A 20,919-nucleotide genomic window follows, 5' to 3' on the forward strand; every position below is an offset into this window, starting at 1 on the left:
TGACCGGGGGTTTTTCATTTAAACAACCGGCTGCGGTGGTTTCTTGCGCCGTTCCTCCGGCAGGAAGAACACCATGTAGAACACGGGGGCCGCCACCATGGTAAGGACCGTGGCAAAGGCCAGACCTCCCATGATGGTCACCGCCATCGACCTGAAGAACGCATCCGTCAGCAACGGCGCCATGCCCAGGATCGTCGTGATCGCGGCCAGCATCACGGGGCGCAAACGCGAGACCGAAGCCTCTATGATCGATTCACGCAGCCCCTGACCGGTTGCACGTACCAAGTCGATCTCTTCGACCAAAACGATGCCATTCTTGATCAGCATCCCCGATAGGCTAAGCAGTCCCAGCAGCGCCGTAAATGTGAACGGCAGACCCGTTCCCAGCAGACCGATCACCACTCCGTTTACCGACATCGGTACCAACAGCCAGATAATGATCGGCTGACGAATGGCGTTGAATATCAGCACCGAAATCAGAACCATAATCAACAGGCTCAACGGCAACTGACGACCCAGGCTTTTATTTGCATCGCCAGCATTCTCGAACTCTCCACCCCATTCCAGTCGATAGCCCGCTGGCAGCTCCATGCTTTCGATGGCTGTGCGGACTTCGGAATGAACCTGCGCAGCTGTCAAATCCGGCGGGATGTCGGCCCCTACCGTAATGGTCAGCACACGATCCCGGCGGTGAACCAGCGTATTGAGTGCCTTATATTCGAACCTGTCGACCATTTGCTCGATCGGCACGAATTTCTGCGACTGGTCCGAGAATACAACCTGATCCACGATCGAATAATCCCCGTCCACCGGGCGGCGCAAGATGATCGGAATCAGGCGGTCGCGTTCGCGGAACACACCACCAGTGATCCCATCGGTCGAGAATTGCAGAGTCGCCGCGATATCTTCGCGCGACACCCCTGCGGTCTGCGCCCGTTCGGTCGCATAAATTGGCTGGACAGCCAGCCCTTGTTCGCGCCAGTCGTGATAGACGTTCAGCGCATTGGGCGAGGCCGCGCGCATCGTCTGCACAGCCTCATTCGCAAGTTGCCGAAGCACCGCCGGATCGCTTCCCGAGAAACGGGCCTGAATTGGATCACCGCCCCCAGGACCAAAGACCAGCCGCTTGGTGCGGAACTTGCCTTCGGGGAACTGAGCCGAGCCAAATGCCTCGAGATCCGCCCGCAAAGCCGGAATGTCATCCAATGTTTCCGTCCGGATGATCATGTGACCGTAGCTGGGGTTCGGCTTTTCCGAAGAATAGGTCAACAAAAAACGAGTTGCTCCTTGCCCAACAAATGTCGTGACGGATACCACATCGTCCCGATCCGCAAGCCAGTTTTCGAAAACAGCCATATCCTCGGCGGTGCGCGCAATGGGTGTGCCCTGCGGCAGGTTGTAATGCACGAAAAACAGCGGTGTATTCGAGTCTGGAAAGAACTGTTGTTTGACCAAACCAAATCCTGCGAAACAGACCACCGTAATGCCCACCAGCATAGCAATCACCATCCAACGGAACCGCAGCGCCCAGTTTAGGATCGCGCCATAAACACGGAACATGATCCCGCCATAGGCATCAATTTCACCTTCTTTGCCCTGCTTGAAGAAATAGTGCCCAAGCATCGGAGTCACCGTCAGCGCCAGGGTCCAGCTCAGCAGCAGCGATATCCCGATTACAGCAAATAGCGAAAACAAGAACTCGCCCGTCGCATCAGGGCTAAGACCAATCCCGGCAAAAGCCATGATGCCAATCACCGTTGCTCCCAACAGCGGGATTTGCGTTTTGGCCGCAGCCTCATCCGCCGCATCGCGCGAATTCTTGCCGCGCAGCATTGCAATCTGCATTCCTTCGGCCACCACAATGGCGTTGTCCACCAACATACCCATCGCGATGATCAAAGCGCCCAACGAAATTCGTTCCATCTCGATCGAGAACAATGCCATGAACAACAACGTGCCAACCACGGTCAGCAACAGAGTTGTTCCCACAACCACAGCCGCGCGCCAACCCATGAACAGGGCCAAAACCGCAACAACAATAGAGACCGACAGCGCGAGGTTCACCAGAAAATCGTTCGATGCCTGCTCAACAACGACGTGCTGCTGGTAAATCGGCAGGATTTCGACACCATAGGGGATCTGAGGATCCAACTCGGCAAATTTTGCGTCAGCACGCTTGCCGACCTCAACGATATTATCAGTCGAAAGCCCAGCGATACCCAGAGTGAAAGCTTCGGTCCCGTTGAACCGGATGATGACATTGGGATCGGTTAGGCGACCACGATGTACATTCGACATATCGAACAGGTTGATAACCTGGCCCTGCGATCCAACAGAAAGGCCAGCAATGGCGGAAACCGTATCGGACCCTTCGGCGGTTAATATCGCGGTCCGGCCATCTTCTGATCGCAATGACCCCGACGAGTTTACCGAGTCCGCATTTGTAATCGCGTCGGTAAGCGCCTGCAGAGGCACGTTCTGGTTCACCGAAATAGACAGGTCGGGTTCGATAAAGATCGCCTCTTGCGGCAGCCCCATCACCTCGACATCCGCGACACCGTCAACCGTCAGTAGTTCGCGCCGAAGAAATGTGGAAAGCTCATGTTTTTCAGCATCCGAGAAGCCCTCGGCCGTGACCGCATAAAACAAGCCAAACACATCGCCAAACCCGTCATTGACCAGCGGTTCACCCACCCCCGATGGCAGCTCCCGTGAGGCGTCACGGACCTTGGCGCGCAATTTGGTCCAGATCTCCGGCAGCTCGGTCCCATCATAGGCTGAGTTAATCTCGACCTCGATCAGCGAAAAACCGGGCTGGTTCATTGATGTGATTGTCTTGACCTCGCCCATCTGCTGGATGGCGGATTCCAGTGGCTCTGAAACCTCCAGCGCCACTTGTTCAGCCGTTGCCCCCGGATACTGGGTAGCGATGACGGCGTTTTTGATTGTGAAGGCTGGATCTTCCAGACGGCCAAGCGACAGAAATCCCCAGATACCGCCGAACAAGGCGATCAGGATGACCAGCCATGTATAGATAGGGCGATCAATGGATGCGCGTGCGATGTTCATCAATCCGCCCCTTAGTTGGCAAGACCGGTAAAGCGGCGCACCACCTGACCGTCAATCAAAACGTCGCCGCCGGCGACAACGATTTCTTCCCCGTCACTTAGGCCGTCCAGTACGTTGACATCACCGGTTTCCGTGGGCTCGATGGTAACGGGGACGCGGCGCAGTGTCCCTTGGTCAGCCCCAGTCGGAGAAAACACCATTACGCCCAGCGCCCCTTCGACATCGGCCACAATGGCTGTAGGCGGAACAAAGATTCCCCGTTTCTGGTCCTTGACCCGAACGGTCACAGTAGCCGACGAACCAGGCAGAATTTGCAGCCCTTCAGGCGGTGTCAGGCCAAATTGGATGCGGAAGGTTTGACCGACACTTGAAGATTCGGCGTCGAATTCGCGGATCTGAAGCGGGAAGACTTCGTCGCTCACCGGAAATTTCGCGGTGATGGTGATGTCATCCTGCTGGCCCGACCGTTGAAACAAAATTTCGGGTACGTCGACCTCAATCCGAAGTTCGGACATATCATGGATGCGCACGATCGGGGTACCTGCGGAAACAGTGGTAAAGGCCTCGACCGCCCGGCTGGACACCAGCGCGTTAAACGGTGCCGTCAATGTCGCCTGTTCCAGGTCGTAAAGCGCGTCACGCACAGCGATATCAGCCAGTTGCGCCGCAGTCTCAGAGTCGTCCACAGCCACTTGGCTGGCCGCAGTTCCCCGCAGCCGAGACAGGCGGGCCAGGGTCCGATCCGCCTGATCTTTCTGCAGAACGGCACGATCATAGCGGCGCTGGAACGGCTCACGATCCAGCTCGGCGATCAGCTCACCCTTGGGGATGACAAATCCTTCAGCCACTGGCATTTCAACAATCTGTCCAGCCACCTGAAAGGCCAGATCAACCGTTTGCCGCGCAGCGACGCGACCAAAGAACTGACGTGTGAACCCAGGTGTGGTTTCCTTTACCACCATCAGCTTTACCGGCTTGGCAGCTTCTTCAGCCATGATTGAGCTGGAGAGGAAGATCAGGGCCACGCCCAAAGCAGAGATCAGTTTCATTTCTTCAGTCCCTCGGGAATTCCAGTTTTCAGTATGTTTTCCCGGATCTTCCGGGCCAGTCTTGCGAATTCTGCGGTTTCATCTTTGTTCAGTCCGGACGCGCGCTGAAACAGGGCGCCCGCTTGGGCTACAAGCATCTGGCGTGTTTCTGTGCCTTTTTCGGTCAAAACCAAAAGCCATGCACGGCGATCCTCTGGATCGCGTTCGCGTCTCAGATAGCCCGCTTTTTCCAAGGCATCGGCGGTCGACGTGATTGTCGAAGGAACTGACAGCATGTCAGCCGCTAAAACGCCCATGCGCCTGGGCTGATCCAATTTGATCACCATATGGCATTCCTGATGACTCAGCTCAATTTCGATGGCATCGAAGCTCTCCTCGAGCTTCCAATAGAGCGCATACACACCCATCATCGCCTGCATCTCGGGGCTTAAGCGATGCAACAGAGTGTTATGATCATGGACCATGGGATGATTCCTTGCAGAATTTGACGCGTATATACTTCGAAAAACGAACTATTCAAGAACTGAAGCTCAATTTCCAACCAAGCCTAACATTCCCTCGGGTCAATCTCTCTTGAACAATACCAATCATAACGGCATTTTGGGTGAATCCAGAAATCCAGGACCCAACATGTATACGCCAGCAATCACCGGCTCGGGTGTTTTCACGCCAGATAATGTCATTACGAATGCCGAGCTCGTTTCGGCCTTCAATGCATATGCCGACAGGATGAACACCCAGAACGCAGAGGCGATTGCCGCTGGTGACGTTGAGCCGATGCAGCATTCGTCTGAAGAGTTCATTCTGAAGGCCTCCGGAATCGAGAACCGCTATGTGATGGACAAAGCGGGCGTTCTGGATCCCGACGTGATGCACCCGCTGTTTCGTCAGCGCTCTGACGATGAACCTAGCATCATGACCGAAATGGCCGTTGACGCCTGCAAGAAAGCGCTGGCACAGGCCGGGCGCAACGGGGACGATGTTGATCTGGTAATCTGCGCGGCTTCGAACCATGAACGGGCTTATCCTGCAATCGCGATCGAGATCCAGCAGGCGCTGGGATGCAAAGGGTTCGGGTTCGATATGAACGTTGCCTGTTCTTCGGCCACGTTCGGCATTCAGGCGGCGGCGGATATGGTCAGGTCCGGTTCGGTCAAATGTGCGCTTGTGGTAAACCCCGAGATTTGCACGGGCCACCTGGAATGGCGTGACCGTGATTGCCACTTTATTTTTGGTGACGTGGCAACGGCCACCTTGATTGAACGGATCGAGGATGCGACCGGACCGCATTTCGAGATTTTGTCGACCAGCTGTGCCACGGATTTTTCTAACAACATCCGAAACAATAATGGCTTCCTGCGTCGCACTCGGCCAGAGGGATTGACCGACCGCCGCGATATGCAGTTCATGCAAAACGGCCGTAAAGTGTTCAAAGAGGTTCTTCCAATGGTCAGCAAGCACATTGCCGACCATATGGACGCCGAAGGTATCAGCAACGCCGATCTCAAACGTCTTTGGCTGCATCAGGCGAACAAAACGATGAATGATTTCATCGGTAAAAAAGTCATGGGCCGCGAGCCCGCCCCCGGAGAGCAGCCAAACATCCTGCAAGACTATGCGAACACGTCCTCGGCAGGGTCGATCATCGCATTTTCGAAATACTCGGACGATTTCACCGATGGCGAGATCGGCCTTATCTGTTCCTTCGGAGCGGGGTATTCCGTGGGTTCGGTAATCGTGAAACGGCACGGTTAAGACAACACTCCGCGCAACTACAAATTCGTACAAGAAAACCGGGCTCATTCGACCCGGCTTGGTTGTTTGATCCTTGTTTCAGCACTGGCATCACCCCGTCCGGCGGCAAGCGGCAAAAGCCCCAGCATGCGAGCGTTCAGATCGGGTCAAGTTTGACCTAGCATGTCATGAGTATCGGTACGCACACCAAACTGGATCAAGACACGCAGCTTCCCTTGCCTCAGCTCACGCTTTCTTCTTCCAGGTGCAGCTTCATCTCGATCAGAACATGCTGCAGCAGGCTGGTTTCCTTCAACAGGCGTTTGGCCTCGTTCACCGTGATGATACCGTCTTCGATAGCAGACTGGTATTCGGTCATAAGCATGGCAAAGCGTTGGCTCAACGCGATGACATCCGAATTAACACCTCCGGTGCGAGGAGCGTCCGTGTTGCGGCCATCATATGACAGCGTAATGTTCTTGAGGTCGGCCAAAGCCGACGTCACATGCGGAAAGTTGGCCACCGCTTCAAGGCGTGCAACTGCATCAACCGGCATGAACCGATCAGCATGCTCTGCATTATCTGAATAATATCGGCCAAGCGTGGCTTTGGATTTACCCGTGATCTCGCACGCGGACTCAATTCCAACGTCCTTGACCAACGCTTCGGTGTGCTTTTTGAGATAGGCCCCGATATCTGCCATGTTTTTACCTTTGCTACCTGCCTTCCCCACTACATCTGCCATTGCGGGGGAAAGGGAAATGAAATTTCCCATACCTGAGTCATAATTGAAATGCGATATGTTGGCTATCCCTCAGATATGCGAGGGTTTTGTGAGTGAGTGGCGGCAATAATGCCGGTAGCGAGTGATAGCGGGGCACATATTAGCCCCGCTTCGTTTAGGCCGCTTATAGGCCGAAGGCGTCGCTGTTGTGAGTGCAGGGGCTCCATCCCCAAAGAGCGTGAGCTCATCCCCTAACTGGACAACGGCGGCGTCGCTCATTTTGCCACATGAGATGGCTTGCCCAGGCGGGGCTGGCGAATTAGACCCGAGCCATGGCAAAACTTTACTTCAACTACTCGACTATGAACGCAGGCAAATCGACCGTGTTGCTGCAAGCCTCGCATAATTATCGCGAGCGCGGCATGGATACTTACCTGATGACGGCTGCATTGGATGGGCGCGCCGGTGCTGGGAAAATTGCCTCGCGGATTGGGATATCATCCGAGGCTGATACTTTTGACACCGATGATGAAGTTTTCGCCATGATCGAAGCCCGTCTGGCGCAAGGCAAAATTGCATGTGTCTTTATCGACGAAGCCCAGTTCCTGACCGAAGATCAGGTCTGGCAACTGGCCCGCGCCGTAGATGACCTGAACGTGCCGGTGCTGGCCTATGGGTTGCGGGTCGATTTTCAGGGCCGGCTGTTTCCCGGGTCGGCCGCCTTGCTGGCGCTGGCGGATGAGATGCGTGAGGTTCGCACGATCTGCGAATGCGGCCGCAAGGCAACAATGGTGATTCGTCAGGACGAGAATGGAAATCCCATCACCCAGGGTGCTCAGGTTCAAATTGGTGGCAACGAAACCTATGTCTCGCTGTGCCGCAGGCATTGGCGCGAGGCCGTGGGCACCTAAACCGGATTTGGCAGCGGGCGCCCCTGAACAAAGGCCCCAACATTATCTAGCGCCATGTGCCCCATAGCGCTGCGGACCTCCTCAGTCGCGGTACCCAGGTGGGGCAGCAGGGTAACGTTCTGCAAATCTATCAGAGCTTGCGGCACTGCGGGTTCGAATTCGTAGACATCCAGACCCGCACCCGCGATTTGCTTTTCTTGCAACGCCGAAATCAGGGCCGATTCATCCAATACCTCTCCCCGAGAAATATTGATCAGGATGGCAGCAGCGTTCATCGCCTGCAGCACCTGCGCATTGATCAGATGCCGGGTTTCGGCACCGCCCGGCACAGCCAGGATCAGGAAATCGACATCGGCAGCCAAAGCTTTGAGGTCTGGGACATAATCCGCCGGAAACTCTAACTCCTTTGGACTGCGCGATTGATAGGCGACGTGCATACCAAACCCATAGTGGCAACGTCGCGCGATGGCTTGCCCAATGCGCCCCATGCCCACAATGCCGACCCGTTTGCCGGTCACGTGATGGCCCAACATCTGTGTCGGGTGCCAGCCCTGCCAAAGGTTTGAACGTACCAGCCGTTCGCCTTCTCCGGCGCGGCGGGCCGTGGACAGCAGCAATGTCATGGCGATATCGGCAGTCGCATCTGTGACAGCGCCCGGCGTGTTGGTCACGGCAATTCCGGCGTTACGGGCCGCGTCCACATCAATGTGATTGTACCCAACCCCAAAATTCGCCAGCAGCTTGCATCGCGGTTTCGGCACCTCGGCAAAGATCTGAGCAGAAAACAGGTCGCCCAAGGTCGGCACCACGACATCGCATTCGGACAGCGCATGCCCCATTTCCTTGGGTGACATCGGCAAGGTTTCACTGCGCATCTCTGCGTCGAACTCTGCGCGTGCACGTGCTGCGACAGAGGCGGTCATCGGTCGGGCAATGAACACACGCATCAGTGCATCCGCCCACCGGTTGGAACCTTGCCATCCGGCCCGATCAGGACGATCTCACCAGTCTCATCGGGCAATCCCAAAACAAGCACTTCGGACATGAACTTGCCGATCTGGCGCGGAGGGAAATTTACCACCGCCATCACCTGCTTGCCCACCAATGAGGCGGGATCATAATGCGCGGTGATCTGGGCCGAGGTTTTCCGCTCGCCGATGTCTCGTCCAAAATCGATCCACATCTTGATCGCTGGCTTGCGCGCTTCGGGGAAGGGCTCGGCGCGGATAACCTCGCCGACGCGAATGTCGACCTTAAGAAAATCGTCGAATGTAATTTCACTCACGAGACAGCTCCTTGGACCGATCGGTTGCGGCTTTAACAGCGCGGTGCAGCAGGTCGGGAAAACCGAATTCGTCGTGCATCAGGACCTCAAGCGCGGCCTGCGTGGTTCCATTAGGCGAAGTGACATTGACGCGCAGTTGCGATGGGTCCTCGTCAGACGCCATGGCCAAGGCCCCTGCCCCGGCGACCGTGGACTTGGCCAGCTTCATCGCCAGATCATGTGGCAGGCCCTGAGCCTGACCCGCGGCAGCGAGCGTTTCAATAAGGTGGAATACATAGGCAGGGCCGGATCCGCTCAGCCCGGTAACGGCATCAATCTGCGCCTCATCCTGCAATCTGACCGTCTCACCGACCGCAGATAGCAGGTTTTCGGCTAGGGCCAGATCCGCATCCGAAACAGCAGAATTTCCAATCAACGCCGTGATTCCCTGTCGGATCGCCGCCGGGGTGTTCGGCATGGCACGCACGATTGGTGTTTTCTGGCCCAACACCTCTTCGAATGTGGAGATTGAGGTGCCCGCCGCGACCGACACGAACAGGCTGCGCCCGCCGCCCAAGGCTGTAATTGCGGGCAGCGCATCGCCCATCATCTGCGGCTTTACCGCGACCAGCACAACTGCAGGCGCCTCGGGTAGCGGGGTATTGATGTTGACGCCCGACGATTTCAGCCAATCCGACGGGAAAGGGTCAATCACCCAGACTGACGAGGCAGGAAGGCCATGCTCTAACCACCCGGCAAGCATGGCCGATCCCATCTTGCCGCATCCCAAAAGCACCAGCCCCTGTTCGGCGACGCGTGACATGTCCATGATTGCCCCTCCGCTTATTTGGCTCGGGGCAAAGCTTTACGCGCGGCCGTAGGCCTCTGCAATGGCGACTTGCATCGCGTCTTCCGGGGTGCGGTTGCCCCATGTGACCAGTTGGATCGCGGGATAATAACGCTCGGCGCTCAGGACCGCTGCAGTGATCATCGTATCAATCTGTTCCGGGCTGGCCATCTGACCACCCGCAAGAACCAGACCGTACCGGTAAACCATCAGCTTCTGATTGGCCCAGTATGTGAAGGCCCCGGCCCAGCACTGATCGTTCATCTTGTTCAGAAGTTCATAAAGCTCGGTCTCGCGCGCCTCAGGTGGCTCCATCTCGAACGAGCACACCATACGCAGCGTTTCGTCATAATTCGACCAGGCCAGCGTAATCGAGTAGGTGCGCCACTGTCCTTCGACAGCCATTGCGATCTGATCATCCCCGATCCGATCAAAGTCCCAATCGTGATGTTCGGCAAGATGTTCAACAATGTCGATCGGATGAAGGTCTTCGTCAAGAAACTGCTCGGAAAGGGCCATAATGCCACCTCACTAATTTCTAGCATTTCGGGGCTGGCAGCGCCCCAGCGCTAGTTGCCTGCTCTACAAGCCGGGCTTCCCCCATAGGCCTGTACTAAATATGGTGCGCTGTGGGTGGTGGCCTGACAACCCCCATTTTTGGGGATAACAGCAATAAGTTGTGGATAGCTGGCAACGGGGATCAAAATATTGGCATCAGATGCAGCTTTGTCTTGATTAATTCCCGCAAGACGGCATGATGCACAACACCGCACAACCCAGAACCGGATTGCGCGGCGTTTGTCTTTTTTCAAAAATTTCGCGGGGGATTATTCGCCCAGCTTGGCTTCCAACGCTGCAATGCGCGCCTCGAGCGCTGTGTTTTCCTCGCGCGCTTTCTGAGCCATGGCACGGACAGCGTCGAATTCTTCGCGTGTGACGAAATCGCGATCAGCCAGCCAACGGTCGATCATCGACTTCATGGCGTTCTCCGCCTCGTCCTTTGCGCCTTGGGCAACACCCATGGCGTTGGTCATGAGTTGGGAAACATCATCCAGAATCTTGTTGCGGGTTTGCATGGTTATCCTCCGATTTGGCGGTTGGTCTCTATATGGGGAATGATTGGCGCAGGCTCAAGGTTGACTTAACCCTCAAAGCCCGGGCAATGAGACGCACATGCAGGCTGTTCTGAATTTCCCCGATCTGTCGCCCGAACTTTTCTCGATCTCGCTGTTCGGGGTGGAGTTCGCACTTAGATGGTACGCCCTCGCCTATATCGCCGGGATTGTGATTGCATGGCGTCTCGGGGTGATCGCCCTAAAGCGCCCCGCCCTGTGGCCCGACAAGGCGCCACCTATGCAACCCGCCCAGCTTGAGGATTTGATCACCTGGATCATCCTGGGCGTGATTCTGGGCGGGCGACTTGGGTTCGTGCTGTTTTATCAACCAGCCTATTACCTTTCGAACCCGATCGAAATTCTGATGGTCTGGCAGGGCGGCATGGCCTTCCACGGTGGATTGCTAGGCGTCGTCGTGGCCTCATATATCTATGCAAGACGTCACCAAATTTCGATTTTGCCGCTTGCTGATCTGATCGCGCATACCGTGCCGCCTGGGCTGTTATTGGGTCGTGTCGCGAATTTCATCAACGCCGAATTGTGGGGAAGGCCCAGCGACCTGCCCTGGGCCTTTGTATTCCCCGGTGCCGCCGCCCAAAACTGCCCGGAGGTTATTGGTCTTTGCGCCCGCCACCCCTCTCAGCTTTACGAAGCCGCACTCGAAGGGTTGCTGCTGGGCGTCCTGCTGTTGTGGCTGGTCTATCGGCGCCGCGCTTTCCTACGGCCCGGTCTGGTCACAGGCGTGTTTATGGCGGGCTATGGCGCATCGCGTTTCATTGTCGAGTTTTTCCGGCAACCCGATGCACAGTTTGTTTCGGCCGGAAATCCGCTTGGACTTGCCTGGCAAATGGGCGGCTACGGCCTGACCATGGGCCAGTTACTGTCTTTGCCAATGATTGCCTTTGGCCTTTGGCTGGCATCACGCGCTAAGGCCAAGTGATGACCCTCGCCAACCTCTTACAGGCTCGTATCGCACAAGACGGCCCGATGAGTGTAGCCGACTATATGACCGAATGCCTGCTGCACCCGACACTGGGATATTACACCACCCGCGACCCCCTTGGCCCGCAGGGCGATTTCATCACCGCCCCGGAAATCAGCCAGATGTTTGGCGAACTAATCGGGCTCAGCCTTGCGCAATGCTGGATTGACCAGGGGCGTCCGGACCGTTTCACGCTAGCGGAGCTGGGTCCCGGGCGCGGAACGCTGATGGCTGACATGCTGCGTGCAACACAGGGCGTGGATGGCTATCACGCGGCGGCAGATATTGTACTGCTTGAGGCCTCACCAACCCTGCGCACCATTCAGGCAAAGACGCTGGATGCCTATGCTCCACGCTGGATTAAATCGGTCACCGATCTACCCGATTCCCCGCTTTTGCTGGTGGCAAACGAGTTCTTTGACGCTCTGCCCATTCGCCAATTCATCCGTGATGGCAGCGATTGGCGGGAACGTTTGATCGGGATGAAGGACGAATCACTGGCTTTTGGCCAGGGGCCGCGGTCGCCACAGATCGCTTTGAAGAACCGGCTTGAGGACACGCAGGATGGGGATCTGGTCGAGCTTTGCCCTTCGGCCATACCGATCATCACTGTGATCGCCGGACGGATCGCGACCCATGGCGGCGCCGGACTGATCCTGGATTATGGCGACTGGCATTCGCTTGGGGATACGTTTCAAGCGCTGCATGCCCACAAGCCGATCGACCCGCTTTCCAGCCCCGGACAAGCTGATCTGACCGCCCATGTGGACTTCGAACCTCTGGCGAGCGCAGCGCGAGCTGCGGGCTGCGCCCATTCGCGCCTGACACCCCAAGGCGTTTTTCTGGAACGGCTGGGCATCACCGCGCGGGCGCAAGCATTGGCGAAACCACTCAGCGGGTCCAAGCTTGAGGCGTTGATAGCCGCACATCGCCGGTTGACGCACCCAGAGGAAATGGGAAACCTGTTCAAAGTACTGGGCCTGTACCCATCTTATGCCGCATTACCACCGGGACTGGAATCATGACGCTGGAAATTCTGACTTCGGATCTCTTGTCATCCGTACGCCATGGTTTTTTCTGCCGCCGTGGCGGGGCCTCATCCGGGATCTTTGCAGGGCTCAACTGCGGTCATGGATCATCTGACCAGACCGAGGCTGTCGCGATAAACCGTAACCGCGTAGCGGATGCGATGGAGGTCGATCCCGGATCCCTTATCGGAGTCCATCAGGTGCATTCACCGACGGTCATAACTGTTGATGGTCCAATCGACGGGGAAAAGCCAAAAGCAGACGCGTTGGTTACGGCCTGTCCCGGACTGGCGCTGACCATCCTCACGGCGGACTGCCAACCTGTTCTTTTTGCCGACACCCACGCAAAAGTGATAGGGGCTGCACATGCAGGATGGCGCGGCGCGCTGGACGGTGTGCTTGAGGCCACGTTGGACTCCATGGAGGCGCTGGGAGCACGGCGCGAGAATACAGTGGCCGTCATAGGGCCCACAATCTCGCAAATTGCGTATGAGGTCGGGCCCGAGTTCCTAGAAGACTTTGCCGCTGAATCATCAGAAAACCTGCGGTTCTTCGCAAATGGGACGGGTGATCGGATGCAATTTGACCTCCCGTCCTATGGGCTGCACCGGTTACGTCAGGCTGGTGTCGGGCATGCAGAGTGGATTCGTCATTGCACCTATTCGGACCCGAACAGATTCTATTCGTACCGCCGATCGGTTCATGCAAAAGAAGCCGACTACGGCCGCCTGATTTCCGCCGTCAAACTGTGACGCGTGTCCTGATTGTGGCGAAATCGCCGCTTTTTCGCCACATTTGTTGTGTCTATATGAGTCGCCAAAATTAGGTTTTTTTGCCCTCTCTCAGATGGTTATCTGCATATTTCCGAATGTGAGCGCGGCTAGATTAAGAAAAGGAAACAGCCAACTTTCTTTTGTCCCAGATTCAACCCGCGTCAGCCTTATGGCCGCCTCAATATGGCGACACGTTAGTCTCAGATTGGGTCGTTAGGCATTAAGCCTTGAACGAGTAGGACAACAGGATGAAACAAAGATCCCGCTTTCTCAGCGCTGTTCTAAAAGCGTCCAGAGAGCAAAAACTGGAGATGCCGTGGAAGCGGGTTTCCAGCCGTTCTGCCAGTGTGGCGCGCCGTTTGGCTTCGCGACGCTGACTAGACAGGCCTACCAAAGCCATTCTGCCGGCTTTGAGGGTCAAGACACACAGCGGGGGTGCTCCGATCCGGTGTGTGGCGCTTCACAGACGCTTTCTGTGAATGTGTTTAGGAGTTTGTGTGCGTAGACAATTTTCGTCTGCGAGTTGTGAGTTTGTCTGGGGGGTCAATGTGTTGACCAAGAGTTTGCGAAATTCCATCGCACTGCGCGGCCGTTACAGCCGACGTCTCGAAGTCGCCATAGCATTCAAGACAAAGAAAACCGATCAGGCGGGCCTGTACGGGGGTTCAGCCTTCCTGAGCGGATGTTTGAGGGGACGGAATTAGTATGACTATTCCACATTCTTTGGCCCGCGCCGCCAGAAACGCTGTCGATACGTCGACAATGCTGCGCGAGATTCCAAGAAATACAGCAAAACAAAAAGCGCAGCTGCGGCGCTATGAGGTCAGTTCATTGTTGAGCAATGGCGAGATATCCCAAACCCGCCACATCGCGCCAGCACTGCCCATGTTCGAGGATGCGTTTTGTGCCTTTACGCGGGGTTCGCTTGTCGAAACCGAAAACGGGCCGATAGCGATCGAAGATCTTTTGCCTGGCGATACGGTTTTGACCCAGAATGGAACTTCGGAAACCGTGGTCTGGAAGGGCTCGGTGACTTTGATCCCCGGGCGCGAAGACTCGCGTGGTCGCACGCGCCCGCTGACACGCATCATGGCGGATACCTTCGGAATGCAAAAACCGATGTCAGGCGTGACTGTCGGTCCGGCTGCGCGCCTGTTGGGCACCCCAGCACATCTGCGGCACTTGTATGGCGGATCTCCTGTTTTGACGCCCGCGCACGAGTTCCAAGACGGGATGGGTGTCATCGAGATGCTACCGCCTACCCCAATCGAATTGTTTCACATCTGTCTGAAACGCCATTCGGTTATCAAGGTAGACGGATTACAGTTTGAATCATATCATCCAGGCGTAAATGCGGTTCGGATGATCAGCCATTCGCTTCGCTCAATCTATTTGAACTTGTTCGAGCATGTCGAATCGCTGAATGACTTTGGCCCGCTGCAGTTACCGCGTGCCGGAGATGGAGAGGTGGACGCAATCACTGCCTGAGTTTTAACCAGTACTGCAAAGTGGGGGCTTTATGCAGATTTTAATTAGTTGGGTGTTGTTTCTGGTTGTCACGGCGATTTTGCCGCCGTGCACCAGCCGTCACAAAAGGATGCGCTTTACGCCGTCCGGTTCATTCGTTCTTCCAGGACGTCAAACGGTACACCGGGCTCGTCCTTAGCGCCGCGTATCACAAGTGAGGTTTTAACGCTGGCCACGTTTGGCGTGGTCAGCAACTCGCCTGTCAAAAACTGCTGAAAGCTGCTGAGATCAGGAGCGACGCATTTCAGAATAAAATCCACTTCGCCGTTCAGCATGTGGCATTCACGGACAAGTGGCCACTCGCGGCAGCGTTCCTCGAATGCGCTGAGTTCGGCTTCGGCTTGGCTTTCCAATCCGACGCTTGCAAAGACCTGAACCTCAAAACCCAGCTCACGCGCATTCACTTCCGCATGGTATCCGCGGATAAGGCCCGAGTCCTCCAATGTGCGCACGCGCCGCAGGCACGGAGGCGCGGAAATTCCCACACGTTTCGCGAGCTCTACATTGGTCATGCGACCGTCTGCCTGCAATTCTGCCAGAATCTTGCGGTCAATCTCGTCCAGCCGTGTCGCGACCATAAAAAGCTCCTGAATTTTCGGTTGTTATATCAGCACCCAAGGGATGCGCAATAATGTTTCGCGTTTGCGCAATATTCTTTGGTTTTCCAGGTATTTTTCTAGCGCGAGTTGTGAAACGGATTCTCCGATACGGCACGAAGGGGCTTTAAGCGCCTCAAGGGGGTCGCTATATCCATTCGCCAAGGGGCCGCAGGCCCGTATCAGGCAGATCGAGTCGGGGGTATCATGGCCGAAACAAAACACACCAGGGTTCTGATAATCGGATCAGGACCTGCCGGTTATACTGCGGGCGTATATGCCAGCCGTGCGATGCTGGAACCGATCCTGGTTCAGGGCATCGAGCCGGGCGGACAGCTGACGACCACCACCGAGGTCGAGAACTATCCCGGCTTTACCGAGGTTCAGGGTCCTGATCTGATGATCAAGATGCAGGAACATGCTGCCGCGATGGGATGCGAGATCATCGGCGACATCATCAGCGATCTGGATATCTCGAAACGCCCCTTCACCGCCAAGGGCGACAGCGGCACCATCTACACTGCCGATGCGGTCATTCTGGCCACTGGCGCGCGGGCGAAATGGCTGGGATTGCCCTCGGAAGAGAAGTTCAAAGGCTTTGGCGTTTCCGCCTGCGCCACATGCGACGGGTTCTTCTATCGCGGGCAGGAGATCGTTGTAATCGGCGGCGGCAATACCGCCGTGGAAGAGGCGCTGTTTCTGACCAACTTTGCCAGCAAGGTCACCTTGATCCATCGCCGCGATGAATTGCGCGCCGAAAAGATCCTGCAGGATCGGCTGATGAAGAACGACAAGATCGAGCCCTTGTGGTTCCACGAACTGGACGAGGTCATCGGAACCGATGCGCCTTTGGGTGTCGAAGGCGTGCGCGTCAAGAATGTGAAAACCGGTGAGATTCGCGAAATCCCCTGTAAAGGTGTTTTCATCGCCATCGGCCACGCACCCGCGAATGAGCTGGTCAAGGGCTCGCTGGAAACCCATATGGGCGGCTATGTGATCACCAAACCGGGCTCCACAGAAACCTCCATTCCAGGTGTCTTTGCTGCCGGAGACCTGACAGATCACATCTACCGTCAAGCCGTTACCAGCGCCGGGATGGGCTGTATGGCCGCGCTGGATGCTGAACGGTTCCTGGCCGAGCAGGATTAATCAGGTGATCGAATTCTCCGGCCCGATCTGGAGAATTCTGTTCCTCTCACAGATAGACGCCCCTTTGGCCCCAGCACGGGCGCCAGAGGGGCGTTTTCATTATACGGGCCAATTCGCGCTTTATTCTTCGCTGAGCGCTGAGGGTGCCGAAGTAGCCATCAAACGCTATGTCTGCCCATCCGATCCACCACGCATTCTTCAAAAATGCCGGATCACCGGCGCTCGGCTGGTAGATCTGCGGGGCGCAGCGAAGCCTCGGTCGTGTGGCAGGATACCCACGAAAAAGAAGGCGCCTCACCCACCTGGCTATTTTCGGATGACGCCCGCGCCAAAGGCGCCGACGGCTTGCTATACAGCTCGCGATCCCGGCCGGACCTCAGTCATGCGGTTTTGTTTAGCACCTCGCCAGAGGTAGTGTGCCTGGATGGGGATCCGCATCCCTGGTTGCCGGGGCATCGAGGCTTCGCTTGACCCCCGCTCTGCGCCGTTACAGACTCTGAGATGCGAGCAAAACGAACACAGGTGAACCGAGTGAAAAGCGTACTATGGCAAGGCGGGTGGGCTACCCGGCTGAGGATCATGAGCGGCCTGATCCTGTTCATCTTTGCCTTCTTTCACTTCATCAATATCGGTCTGGGACTGTTTCATACTGATTATCTCCACGAAATGCAGAAAGGTCGCCATGTCATTACGCGCAACAACATCGGCAGCGCGATTCTATATCTGGCCTTGCTCGTGCATTTTGGGCTGGCGCTGTATTCGTTAGCTCAGCGCAGAACCATGCGAATGCCTTTCAGTCTGGGGCTGCAAGTGGTGCTTGGATTTGTGATTCCACTGCAACTGATCTCGCACCTTGTTCACACCCGATACGCGCATGCAGTTTTCGGGGTTAATGATGAGATGGGTTATATCATCGCGCTAATGTGGCCCAGCTATGCAATCTGGACACAAAGCCTGCTTTTGCTGGTGGTCTGGGTCCACAGTTGCATCGGTCTTCACATGTGGCTGCGCCTGACATCCTGGTGGCAAAGGGCGCTGCCTTATCTGATCGGGCTCGCCGTGTTCATTCCGTCTTTCGCTCTAGCAGGTCTTTTGACAGAGGGCCGACGCATTTGGGCTGATTTCGCCGACCCGTTTCTGCGCGATCAGTATATCGAACATTACAACTGGCCATCGCCCGAGGCTTTTCAGGCTCTGATGGCTGTGAGGCAAGATACACTGCTTGCATTCGGGCTGGCGGTTGGCGCTACATTGCTTGTGTTTCTGGTGCGCAAAATTTTGCGACGCCGGCATTCGGTGCGCATCAAATATGTGGAAGGCCCCGAAATTGTGGCCGAAAAAGGCATGACCCTGCTTGAGATTTCTCAGGCCAACGGCATTCCCCACACTGCGCTATGTGGTGGCAAGGGGCGCTGCACCACCTGTCGCGTTATTGTCGAGAATGGTGCAGATCAGCTCCCCGTCCCCAGTGAGATCGAGGCCCGCAGCTTGGCTGCCGTAAAAGCACCCGAAGGCGCACGCCTGGCCTGTCAGATCCGCCCGACCGAGCCAATCACGGCCTTTCGGATGTACAATCCCGGTAGCGGTCGCAATCGCGCCCATGCCAGCCAGGGGCAGGAACGTAAACTGGCGGTGCTGTTTCTGGACATGCGCGGGTTCACGGCACTGACCACCGGGCAGTTGCCCTATGACATCGTTTTCCTGCTCAACCGGTTCTTTGACGCCATCGTACCAGCCATCACCTCGGATGGGGGTGTGGTCGACAAGTATATGGGTGACGGGCTGCTGGCAGTGTTTGAAACCGCCGATGCTGCAAGTTCAGCACGGGCCGGGATGAAAGCTGCAGCCAATGTCAGCCGCGCATTGCAACGGTTCAACGAGCAACTCGAAACCGAGGGCAGCCCGCTTATTCGCATTGGAATGGGGTTACATCTGGGCGATCTTGTTCTGGGCGAAATCGGCGCCGTGGGCACTGCAAGCCGCACGATTATCGGCGACGCCGTGAATGTCGCCAGCCGATTGGAGGCCGAGACCAAGGGGTTGGGTGTCGAGCTATTGGTTTCGGGCGATCTGCTGAAGGCAGCGGGGCATGAGAGTTGGCAGAACGATCTGCGCCCCTTCCAGTTGCGTGGGGTAACAAGGCCAATTTCTGCCCTGCCGGTCGAACGTGCGTCCGACCTCACCCCCAAGATTGCCGCCTGAGAACACACTCATTCAAACCGGTCTATTTGGCCTTGATCCAAGGGATTGTCGTCGGGTTTCGCGTCAAAATGTGGAAAATCCTTCCAATCCGGAGAAAAACCGCGCATATCGTCCTTTGTTTCATAAATCCATCTGGACTTCACCCGACCGCCGGGGCACATGCCCGGCAAACGCCCCTGAATCACTGGCCAATCCATCCTTCGACAAGAGAATTCCCATGACGATGTTAAGCAATCTGGCGCCGATCTCTGAACTTTATGTTTCGTACGAGTCCGCACAGAAACTGAAAGTAGAAGCTGCCGACCTGACAAGCTGGGACCTGAGCCCTCGTCAGATCTGTGATCTGGAACTGCTGATGAATGGCGGGTTCAACCCGCTGAAAGGGTTCCTAAGCGAGGCCGATTACGACAATGTCGTCGAGAACATGCGCCTGGCCGACGGCACCCTTTGGCCGATGCCAATCACGTTGGATGTCAGCGAAGACTTCGCTGAGGGCATCGAACTGGGTCAGGACATTGCACTGCGCGACCAGGAAGGTGTCATTTTGGGCACCATGACTGTGACCGACCGCTGGACGCCGAACAAGGCGCGCGAGGCGGAAAAGGTCTTTGGCGCAGATGACGATGCCCACCCGGCGGTCAACTACCTGCACAACACTGCGGGCAAGGTTTACTTGGGCGGCCCTGTTGTTGGTATCCAACAGCCCGTTCACTATGACTTCCGTGCCCGCCGCGATACGCCGAACGAGCTGCGCGCCTATTTCCGCAAACTGGGTTGGCGCCGTATTGTTGCGTTCCAAACCCGCAACCCGCTGCACCGCGCGCATCAGGAACTGACCTTCCGTGCCGCCAAAGAGGCGCAGGCCAACCTGCTGATCCATCCGGTTGTTGGTATGACCAAGCCGGGCGACGTGGACCACTTTACCCGCGTGCGTTGCTATGAGGCTGTTCTGGACAAGTACCCGGCCTCGACAACTTCGATGTCACTGCTGAACCTGGCGATGCGTATGGCAGGCCCGCGCGAGGCGGTGTGGCACGGGTTGATCCGCGCCAACCACGGCTGCACGCATTTCATTGTCGGCCGTGACCACGCAGGCCCCGGCAAGAACTCGGCCGGCGAAGATTTCTATGGCCCCTACGACGCACAGGATTTGTTCCGCCAGTTCCAGGATGAAATCGGCGTCGAAATGGTCGATTTCAAGCACATGGTCTTTGTGCAGGAACGCGCTCAATACGAACCGAATGACGAGATCGCCGACAAAGACAACGTCACAATCCTGAACATCTCGGGCACAGAACTGCGCCGCCGTCTGGCCGAAGGCCTGGAAATCCCCGAATGGTTCAGCTTCCCTGAGGTTGTGACCGAGCTGCGCAAGACCAAACCGCCGCGCAGTCAGCAGGGCTTTACCGTATTCTTCACCGGTTTCTCCGGCTCGGGCAAATCGACCATCGCCAACGCGCTTATGGTAAAGCTGATGGAGATGGGCGGTCGTCCGGTGACCCTGCTGGATGGTGACATTGTTCGTAAGAACCTGTCATCGGAACTGGGCTTCTCGAAAGAGCACCGCGACCTGAACATCCGCCGCATCGGCTATGTGGCCAGCGAGATCACCAAGAACGGCGGCATCGCTATCTGTGCCCCAATCGCACCCTACGCCACGACCCGCCGCGCCGTCCGCGAAGATGTCGAAGCGTTTGGCGCTTTCTGCGAGGTTCACGTGGCCACCAGCATCGAAGAATGCGAACGCCGCGACCGCAAGGGCCTGTACAAGCTGGCGCGTGAAGGCAAGATCAAGGAATTCACCGGAATTTCCGATCCCTACGACGTACCTGCCAATCCTGAACTGAGCGTCGAGACCGAGAATGTGGACGTAGACAACTGTGCCCACCAGGTTCTGCTCAAGCTGGAAAGCATGGGTTTGATCGCCGGATCGTAACCTGCGCAAAGAA

At 56.5% G+C, this 20,919-nt stretch carries 20 protein-coding genes; 10 read left to right on the forward strand and 10 right to left on the reverse strand.

What is annotated here, in order from left to right:
• Nucleotides 1–18 precede the first annotated feature (18 nt).
• Genes AC2FJW_RS13225 through AC2FJW_RS13235 form a run of 3 tightly spaced genes read right to left on the reverse strand, consistent with a single transcriptional unit; the run spans nucleotide 19 to nucleotide 4,582 of the window.
• Nucleotides 19–3,069, reverse strand: a complete 3,051-nt coding sequence (locus AC2FJW_RS13225) for an efflux RND transporter permease subunit (RefSeq protein ID WP_496750285.1) — start codon at nucleotides 3,067–3,069, stop codon at nucleotides 19–21.
• A gap of 11 nt (nucleotides 3,070–3,080) precedes the next feature.
• The gene (locus AC2FJW_RS13230; RefSeq protein ID WP_271949243.1) at nucleotides 3,081–4,118 is read right to left on the reverse strand and encodes an efflux RND transporter periplasmic adaptor subunit; all 1,038 of its coding nucleotides are present in this window, start codon (nucleotides 4,116–4,118) and stop codon (nucleotides 3,081–3,083) included.
• Complete coding sequence (locus AC2FJW_RS13235) at nucleotides 4,115–4,582, reverse strand: MarR family winged helix-turn-helix transcriptional regulator (protein WP_496750286.1); 468 nt, start codon at nucleotides 4,580–4,582, stop codon at nucleotides 4,115–4,117. The genes AC2FJW_RS13230 and AC2FJW_RS13235 overlap by 4 nt, the downstream gene beginning before the upstream one ends.
• A 166-nt stretch (nucleotides 4,583–4,748) precedes the next feature.
• On the opposite strand from AC2FJW_RS13235, the gene AC2FJW_RS13240 reads away from it, so the two are divergent.
• Complete coding sequence (locus AC2FJW_RS13240; protein ID WP_496750287.1) at nucleotides 4,749–5,873, forward strand: beta-ketoacyl-ACP synthase III; 1,125 nt, start codon at nucleotides 4,749–4,751, stop codon at nucleotides 5,871–5,873.
• A 220-nt stretch (nucleotides 5,874–6,093) separates the two neighbouring features.
• Here AC2FJW_RS13240 and AC2FJW_RS13245 read toward each other — a convergent pair whose 3' ends face one another.
• Complete coding sequence (locus AC2FJW_RS13245; RefSeq protein WP_142636888.1) at nucleotides 6,094–6,555, reverse strand: hypothetical protein; 462 nt, start codon at nucleotides 6,553–6,555, stop codon at nucleotides 6,094–6,096.
• Nucleotides 6,556–6,908: 353 nt separating this feature from the next.
• Between AC2FJW_RS13245 and AC2FJW_RS13250 the strand changes: the two genes are divergently transcribed.
• Nucleotides 6,909–7,487, forward strand: coding sequence for a thymidine kinase (locus AC2FJW_RS13250; protein ID WP_496750288.1), 579 nt, complete (start codon nucleotides 6,909–6,911; stop codon nucleotides 7,485–7,487).
• On the opposite strand, the gene AC2FJW_RS13255 is transcribed toward AC2FJW_RS13250, so the two are convergent.
• The 5 genes from AC2FJW_RS13255 to AC2FJW_RS13275 form a co-directional block, all read right to left on the reverse strand.
• On the reverse strand, nucleotides 7,484–8,434 hold the full coding sequence (locus AC2FJW_RS13255; RefSeq protein ID WP_496750289.1) for a 2-hydroxyacid dehydrogenase: 951 nt from the start codon (nucleotides 8,432–8,434) through the stop codon (nucleotides 7,484–7,486). The two genes, AC2FJW_RS13250 and AC2FJW_RS13255, sit on opposite strands and share 4 nt — an antisense overlap.
• Nucleotides 8,434–8,772, reverse strand: a complete 339-nt coding sequence (locus tag AC2FJW_RS13260) for a tRNA-binding protein (protein ID WP_496694714.1) — start codon at nucleotides 8,770–8,772, stop codon at nucleotides 8,434–8,436. Before AC2FJW_RS13260 ends, AC2FJW_RS13255 begins: the two co-directional genes overlap by 1 nt.
• On the reverse strand, nucleotides 8,765–9,580 hold the full coding sequence (proC, locus tag AC2FJW_RS13265; RefSeq protein WP_496750290.1) for a pyrroline-5-carboxylate reductase: 816 nt from the start codon (nucleotides 9,578–9,580) through the stop codon (nucleotides 8,765–8,767). The genes AC2FJW_RS13260 and proC overlap by 8 nt, the downstream gene beginning before the upstream one ends.
• Before the next feature lie 36 nt (nucleotides 9,581–9,616).
• On the reverse strand, nucleotides 9,617–10,117 hold the full coding sequence (locus tag AC2FJW_RS13270; RefSeq protein WP_496691006.1) for a type III secretion system chaperone family protein: 501 nt from the start codon (nucleotides 10,115–10,117) through the stop codon (nucleotides 9,617–9,619).
• A gap of 308 nt (nucleotides 10,118–10,425) precedes the next feature.
• Nucleotides 10,426–10,674 carry an accessory factor UbiK family protein gene (locus AC2FJW_RS13275; protein ID WP_142636566.1) on the reverse strand — a complete coding sequence of 83 codons (249 nt, stop codon included), beginning with the start codon at nucleotides 10,672–10,674 and terminating at the stop codon, nucleotides 10,426–10,428.
• Between the two features lie 97 nt (nucleotides 10,675–10,771).
• Between AC2FJW_RS13275 and lgt the strand changes: the two genes are divergently transcribed.
• The 4 genes from lgt (at nucleotide 10,772) to AC2FJW_RS13295 (ending at nucleotide 14,984) form a co-directional block, all read left to right on the forward strand.
• Nucleotides 10,772–11,653 (forward strand): prolipoprotein diacylglyceryl transferase, encoded by an 882-nt coding sequence (lgt, locus tag AC2FJW_RS13280; RefSeq protein WP_496750291.1) that lies wholly within the window; start codon nucleotides 10,772–10,774, stop codon nucleotides 11,651–11,653.
• Nucleotides 11,653–12,720 carry a class I SAM-dependent methyltransferase gene (locus AC2FJW_RS13285; protein WP_496750292.1) on the forward strand — a complete coding sequence of 356 codons (1,068 nt, stop codon included), beginning with the start codon at nucleotides 11,653–11,655 and terminating at the stop codon, nucleotides 12,718–12,720. The genes lgt and AC2FJW_RS13285 overlap by 1 nt, the downstream gene beginning before the upstream one ends.
• Entirely contained in the window at nucleotides 12,717–13,475 is a 759-nt protein-coding gene (gene pgeF / locus AC2FJW_RS13290; protein WP_496750293.1) for a peptidoglycan editing factor PgeF, read from the forward strand. The genes AC2FJW_RS13285 and pgeF overlap by 4 nt, the downstream gene beginning before the upstream one ends.
• Nucleotides 13,476–14,201: 726 nt before the next feature.
• Complete coding sequence (locus tag AC2FJW_RS13295; protein WP_496750294.1) at nucleotides 14,202–14,984, forward strand: Hint domain-containing protein; 783 nt, start codon at nucleotides 14,202–14,204, stop codon at nucleotides 14,982–14,984.
• A 116-nt stretch (nucleotides 14,985–15,100) separates the two neighbouring features.
• On the opposite strand, the gene AC2FJW_RS13300 is transcribed toward AC2FJW_RS13295, so the two are convergent.
• On the reverse strand, nucleotides 15,101–15,601 hold the full coding sequence (locus AC2FJW_RS13300) for an Lrp/AsnC family transcriptional regulator (protein WP_142636556.1): 501 nt from the start codon (nucleotides 15,599–15,601) through the stop codon (nucleotides 15,101–15,103).
• 225 nt (nucleotides 15,602–15,826) lie between these two features.
• Here AC2FJW_RS13300 and trxB point away from each other — a divergent pair, with 225 nt between their 5' ends.
• The 4 genes from trxB (at nucleotide 15,827) to AC2FJW_RS13320 (ending at nucleotide 20,906) form a co-directional block, all read left to right on the forward strand.
• Nucleotides 15,827–16,768, forward strand: a complete 942-nt coding sequence (gene trxB, locus AC2FJW_RS13305) for a thioredoxin-disulfide reductase (RefSeq protein WP_142636554.1) — start codon at nucleotides 15,827–15,829, stop codon at nucleotides 16,766–16,768.
• Between the two features lie 204 nt (nucleotides 16,769–16,972).
• Entirely contained in the window at nucleotides 16,973–17,239 is a 267-nt protein-coding gene (locus tag AC2FJW_RS13310) for an RES family NAD+ phosphorylase (RefSeq protein ID WP_496750295.1), read from the forward strand.
• Nucleotides 17,240–17,299: 60 nt separating this feature from the next.
• Complete coding sequence (locus AC2FJW_RS13315; protein ID WP_496694709.1) at nucleotides 17,300–18,970, forward strand: adenylate/guanylate cyclase domain-containing protein; 1,671 nt, start codon at nucleotides 17,300–17,302, stop codon at nucleotides 18,968–18,970.
• A gap of 217 nt (nucleotides 18,971–19,187) precedes the next feature.
• A complete protein-coding gene (locus AC2FJW_RS13320) occupies nucleotides 19,188–20,906 on the forward strand; it encodes a bifunctional sulfate adenylyltransferase/adenylylsulfate kinase (RefSeq protein WP_282021518.1) in 1,719 nt (572 codons plus the stop codon).
• The last annotated feature ends 13 nt before the right edge of the window (nucleotides 20,907–20,919 follow it).

It is taken from the genome of Ruegeria sp. CDSA020 (assembly GCF_059612345.1).